This is a genomic window from Armatimonas sp. (assembly GCF_043760365.1).
Lineage (GTDB): Bacteria > Armatimonadota > Armatimonadia > Armatimonadales > Armatimonadaceae > Armatimonas.
In genome coordinates this window covers 1-5503 of the sequence record NZ_JAYUPA010000290.1, presented here as the reverse complement: position 1 = coordinate 5503, position 5503 = coordinate 1, and the positions used below count along the sequence as shown (strand labels likewise).

Genomic DNA, 5503 nt, shown 5'->3' with positions numbered 1-5503 from the left:
CTGATATTTGCCAAGATTGTAAGGTGCGTGGGGTACGCGACATGGGATAGGTTCTCCTGACAGACAGAATATCACATTATTTAAGGATAGGTTCTAAGGACGGTAAGCTCTCCGGGACGGATACCTACCGAGAAACCTGCCCGATCTGTAAGATTTTTGGTTGCCTGTCGCTTCAGTCCCGCTGCCAGTTCAGTGATTTTTATGCACAAGAAGCGGCCCATCGGCCTTCCGTCGAGCGCCGAGATGGCGTTGGGATAGACCGCTACACGGGGGGCGCTTCGCGTGGTGCCCTCTTTGACATGTCGGTTGCGGTCGGGGGGAAGTACACCGGCACGATCCGCCTACGCAACTTCGAGGTCTGGCACCTGGGTCTGATTGCCTTTGTTCTGCGCGACCTTAAGGAAGGGCGTCTGACATTTGGCACTGCCAGTTCCCGTGGTCTCGGGCAGATGCGCGGTGAGCTTTTGGATGCCTCTATTCGAGTGTTTTCGCCCGATGCCGCGCCGGGGAAGATCGTCGGACTGGGGATACTGACAGGCACGGCGTGGTCTGCCTACGGTTTCGCATCGCTCCCTGCCGAAAAGGAGGGAATTCCCGCAGGCGTGCCCCCCACGGACGACGGAATGGGGATCGGGCAGACCTACGAATACAAGGGCGACGAGCAGGTACTATCGCTGCTTCGGGCCGCTGCCCCCGTGTGGGGCGAGTACATACGTGCTCGCGCCGCAGGAGGAAACTGATGGCCCGCGCCTTTACTTACGCCGGGACGTCATCCGCGCCTATTGCCGCCGCGTTTCTGCTGTACCGAGCCGAACTTCCGGTTGCTCTCATCGAGCGCATCGGTCAGATCAGCTTTGCAGAATCCACGACTCTCCAAGGGCCGCAAGACGATGATGTCGAGGTTCGTGCGTTTGGCGAGAGTGCGGAGCTACGCTGGCGCAGTGACAGTGGACATTGGCACGCCTTGTTCCTCTCAGAAGACGGGGATATATCGCCTCCCTCGGGATTCACCCTAGAGCCAGGCAACCTGATCCGCTACGGCGAACCGCGCCCGTACGCCCTCTGGGGGGAAAGTAGGGAGGGAGGAGCCTTCCGTGAGGGTCAGCGCCTTCCCCGCCCACTCCACTATCCTGGTGTCGCGGGGGCACATGCCGCAATCCAAGTCGCCCTGTACAGCGTTGATTCAGAGGAAGCCGAGAATCCTCTTCCCAGCATCGTCCGCTACGTGAAGCTGGTTGCTGCGAACCCGGAGTGAGTCACCCTATGCCCTTCATCAACCCCTACAACTTTGTACGCCCCACGCGCAAACCGATGCCCCGTCTCCAGGGCACGACTTGGGAGCGCTGGCAGGGCCGATCTGGTCAGCTCACCTGCCGCTTGACCAACGAAACCCCCTTGCTCGTTCCAAGCGGGGGCAGTGCCGCAGGCGCAAAGGAGTTCTACCGTTTGGGCAATCAGCTCGCCATTCCCGGAACTTCCCTCAAAGGCGCATTTCGTTGTGTCGCCGAAACGATCTCCGGAGCCTGCTCGCCTTTTGGAAAGAACGGTGCCACTGACCAAGTTTTTGGGCGCTGTGACAACGCGGAGAAGCTATGCCCCTGCTGCCGCCTTTTTGGTTTTATGGGGAACACCGTACTACGCGGGCGGGTGTGCATCACGGACGCTCTCCTCGAAGACCCTAGTTTCCGCCCTACAGCACCGACGGTCTATTTAGAGCGCATTGGAGGGCCGAAGACGACCCATACCGCGTTTTACTGCGACGAGAACAACCAGCCACGCGGTCGAAAGTTCTACTGGCACAGTCCCGAGATACTCACTGCAAACGAAATCCGGCGATCACGGCGCGCTGCGGTAGAGGGGGGCGAGACACTACGCCCTCTGGTTGGCTCAACCCCCTTTGTCTTTCACGTCCGCTACAACGGCCTCAGTGACGACGAGCTTGGCCTCCTGCTCTGGACACTCTTCCCCGGCGAAGAAAAGCGCCATAAGCTAGGCCACGGCAAAGGAGTGGGGCTGGGCACGATCCGTGTCGAGCCTGTTGAGTGGCAGGATCAGTCTGCCGAGCAGCGCTACGACCAATTTGAGGCCACAGCACCTAGTGCGCCTGTAACCGAGCTCCTCGCCACGGTGAAACGACAGTTTGTCAGATCCCGTGCCAGCCAGCTTGGGGTGCCAGATGCCGACGATCTCTTTCTGCTCAATGATGATGCCTTGGCAGATCTAGGCGCGATTCTGACCCCCAGGACCTTCAAGTACCTCGTGCAGTATCCTTCCTACGATTGGTTTAAGGCCCTCTCACAGAAGAAGCTCCCCACGATTGCCGATACGCTAAAGGGCATCGGCCTACCGGATCGGTTCTGATGCTGGTTCGTTTACGTCTGCGCCTGGATAATCAAGGAGGGGCGTGGTGGAGTGCTCCCGAGAATCTGCGGGAGCTGGCCCTCGCAGTCGCTGCGGCGGGTGACGGTGCCTTTGCAGCTCAGCTTAGGGAGAGTCAGAGTGAGAAACCGCTGACGGTGGCCCTCACACGCCAGGGTGACGAGCGCCAGCTTCTGCTCACTGCCTTCAGCACCGAGGCTACCCGTGCTCTCATTACAGGAAGCGCCGCAGTGGCTCAAGCAGGGAGGCTCCACTGGGCAGGCAGAACCACGGAGGCACTTGGCTACTCTACCGACAGCGCGGCAGACTATGAGGATATCTGGAACGCCTCGCAGCAAAGTGCGGCCTCCCCCTGTGTTCTGCGCTTCCACTCACCCACCGCCTTTAGCCAGGGCGGCAATCTCTACCTCCCCCTACCTGTTCCCTCACATCTTTTTGGAAGCTGGGCGCGCCGCTGGAATCTTTTTTGCCCTGAGCACCTCCGTTTGAGCGAAGAGAAGCTATCCCCTCTGACAAACCGTGTCGCGATTGACACGGTGTGCGATCTACGCACCCACACACGCAGGATCAACCAGGGCAACTTTATCGGTTTCACCGGAACCGTACAGCTCACCTGCCATTCTGAGGAAGCCAGGGCTGTTTTTGCGGCCCTGACCACTCTCAGTACCTTTTGTGGAACCGGCACCAAAACCATGATGGGGATGGGGTCAACAGGGAGGGTGTGAAAATAAAATCAGTGCTTTGTCACACAGGGTACAGAGAGAGGGCAGTTTAGGGTTGTAGGAGAAAAAACAACGATGCTAGCAGGAGTCGCCGCGCAAGTTATTGAGCTGATGCGGCCTATTTTTGAATACCTCACCGGCGATTTTACAAACCTATCACTGGAAGAGAGAGCTGAAAAAGCAAGAGTAATCCGAACTCTCGCAGGCCCCATGGCAACAGGGATTACCTTTTTTCCCATCGGCCCCGTGGATGCCGTCGGGATTACCTTTGTACAGATTGTCATGGTACGCGCCATAGGGAATGTGTACAGCCAGGAGAACTGCCGCATCACGGGCGGGGATCCGGCACAGTGGATTTCCAGTGCTCTGGCCTCACTGGTCAACCTAAAGTCCCTCAAGGAGATCGTGACGGTGATGGGAGCGGGGTGGCTCGGGCAACAGGTTTGCCTTCTGATCCTCCGGGTCATCACCTGGTACATTCCAGGATGGATGGTTGGATTCTACGTGGGAGCGTGGACCGCCATGGTCGGACATGGTGCTGAGAAACATTTCCGCAAGAGCCTGAACGTTCCGTAGCCTGTGTGAAAAGCAGGAGGCAGGAACCCGGCTGCGCTAAGGCGAAGATAGACACACATGGATTCCAAAGTAGTTCTCAATCCGACCGTGGGCATGTTGGCGACCGTTCGAAACCGGCGGGGTTTGGTCAGTGCAGTCGAGCCGTTCGATGGGCCCGAGGGGCGACTGCACCTGACCACAGTGGAGTACCTCGATGTGGAGGGAGAGCCTGAGGAGAACTTAGTGTGGGAGCGGGAGTCCGGGGCGCGGTTGCTAGAGCCTGCGGCGCTACCGAGCCTGGAGCGGGCACCGATGCTTCCCGCCGACGCCGATGCTTTAGTGCGGGCGACGCGCTGGACGGCGCTCTCTCCGTATCTCGATCCCGATGGCGCGGACGGCCCGCTGACGCGTATGCCGGTGTCGTCACCGTTTCATGGGGCGATTCAGGTCGAGGACTTCCAGCTCGTGCCGCTACTGAAGGCGCTGCGCATGCCGCGCATCGCGCTGATGATCGCCGATGACGTGGGGCTGGGAAAGACGATTGAGGCCGGGCTGGTGCTCAGTGAGCTGCTCCTGCGGCGGCGGATTCGGCGGGTATTGATTCTCAGCCCTGCCTCACTACGGGTGCAGTGGCAGCAGGAGATGGACGAGAAGTTCTCGCTCAGCTTCGATGTGGTAGATCGCGATCAGACCCACCAGCTCCGCAAGAACCTGGGTCTGGATGCGAACCCCTGGCGCACCTTCCCACGCATCATCACGAGCTACCACTACCTGAAGCAGCCCGATGTGCTGGAGTCGTTTTTAGCTGCCTGCCGGATGCCGGATGGCTCGACGCATCTGCCGTGGGACTTGCTGATCGTGGATGAGGTGCACAACCTCTCCCCCGCGCCGTTTGGAGCCGACAGTGAGCTGACCAAGATGCTGCGACTTCTTACACCCCACTTCGAGCACCGCATCTTTCTCTCGGCGACGCCGCACAATGGGCACACGCGCTCGTTCACAGGCTTGCTGGAGCTACTCGATCCGGTACGCTTCACCCAAACCAGCGAGATCAGTCCCGCAGAGCGGCTACGGGTTGAGGACGTTCTGGTGCGGCGCTTGAAGTCGGAGATCAACCAGCGGTCAAACCCACCCCGGTTTTGTGAGCGTTTCCTGACGGCGGTTCCCCTCTCGCTTCACCCAACAGAGCAGGCACTCTCCGTGGCGTTTCAAGCGTTCCGGGGGAAGGTACGCTCGCTGGTGGCGCAGTCCGTGCGGCGTGAGCAGCTCGCCGGGGCGTTCGCGGTCGAGATTCTGGGCAAGCGCCTGCTCTCCTGCCCCTATGCCTTTGCGGATTCTTGGAGGCGCTACCGGCAGGGGCTGGAGCTAGAAGAAGCCGCCGACGCCGACGAGGTACAGGCCGCTGGTCGCAGTGCCGAGGAAGAGACAGGCGACGACCGGGAGGCGGAGAGCCGCCGAGGTCATGCCGTGCAGATCGTAGGGGCGTGGCTTCGGCCCATGGCGGCGCAGCTACAGAGTGAGTCAGCAATGGTAGAGCGGGCGCTGGAGGCACTTGGTCTGGAGCGCGATGGGACGATGCCAAGTGTGGACGCTCGCTTCGAGGCACTCTGTACGCTCATTGATAAGCACCTACGGCCTAGCGGGGCATGGAGCGGCAACGAGCGCTTGGTGATCTTCACGGAGTACAAGACGACACTGGACTACCTGGTGAGTCGTCTGAACCAGCGCTACAAAGACCAGGAACGGTTGGTGACGCTGTTTGGGGGAATGGACGACAACCAGCGCTCCGCCGTGAAGCTGGCCTTCAACGACCCGGCCAGCGCCGTGCGGATTTTGATCGGCACCGA

At 60.0% G+C, this 5503-nt stretch carries 6 protein-coding genes; all 6 read left to right on the top strand.

What is annotated here, in order from left to right; all coding sequences use genetic code 11:
* The first annotated feature begins 56 nt into the window (after positions 1–56).
* Entirely contained in the window at positions 57–740 is a 684-nt protein-coding gene (locus tag ACH2EH_RS06920) for an RAMP superfamily CRISPR-associated protein (RefSeq protein WP_395140207.1), read from the top strand.
* Complete coding sequence (gene csx19, locus ACH2EH_RS06915; RefSeq protein ID WP_395140205.1) at positions 740–1255, top strand: CRISPR-associated protein Csx19; 516 nt, start codon at positions 740–742, stop codon at positions 1253–1255. Before ACH2EH_RS06920 ends, csx19 begins: the two co-directional genes overlap by 1 nt.
* Before the next feature lie 8 nt (positions 1256–1263).
* Positions 1264–2361 (top strand): RAMP superfamily CRISPR-associated protein, encoded by a 1098-nt coding sequence (locus ACH2EH_RS06910; protein WP_395140203.1) that lies wholly within the window; start codon positions 1264–1266, stop codon positions 2359–2361.
* A complete protein-coding gene (cas6, locus tag ACH2EH_RS06905) occupies positions 2361–3104 on the top strand; it encodes a CRISPR system precrRNA processing endoribonuclease RAMP protein Cas6 (RefSeq protein WP_395140201.1) in 744 nt (247 codons plus the stop codon). Before ACH2EH_RS06910 ends, cas6 begins: the two co-directional genes overlap by 1 nt.
* 72 nt (positions 3105–3176) lie before the next feature.
* On the top strand, positions 3177–3677 hold the full coding sequence (locus ACH2EH_RS06900) for a DUF697 domain-containing protein (protein ID WP_395140199.1): 501 nt from the start codon (positions 3177–3179) through the stop codon (positions 3675–3677).
* Between the two features lie 57 nt (positions 3678–3734).
* On the top strand, positions 3735–5503 hold a 1769-nt coding region (locus tag ACH2EH_RS06895; protein ID WP_395140197.1), incomplete at its 3' end, for an SNF2-related protein.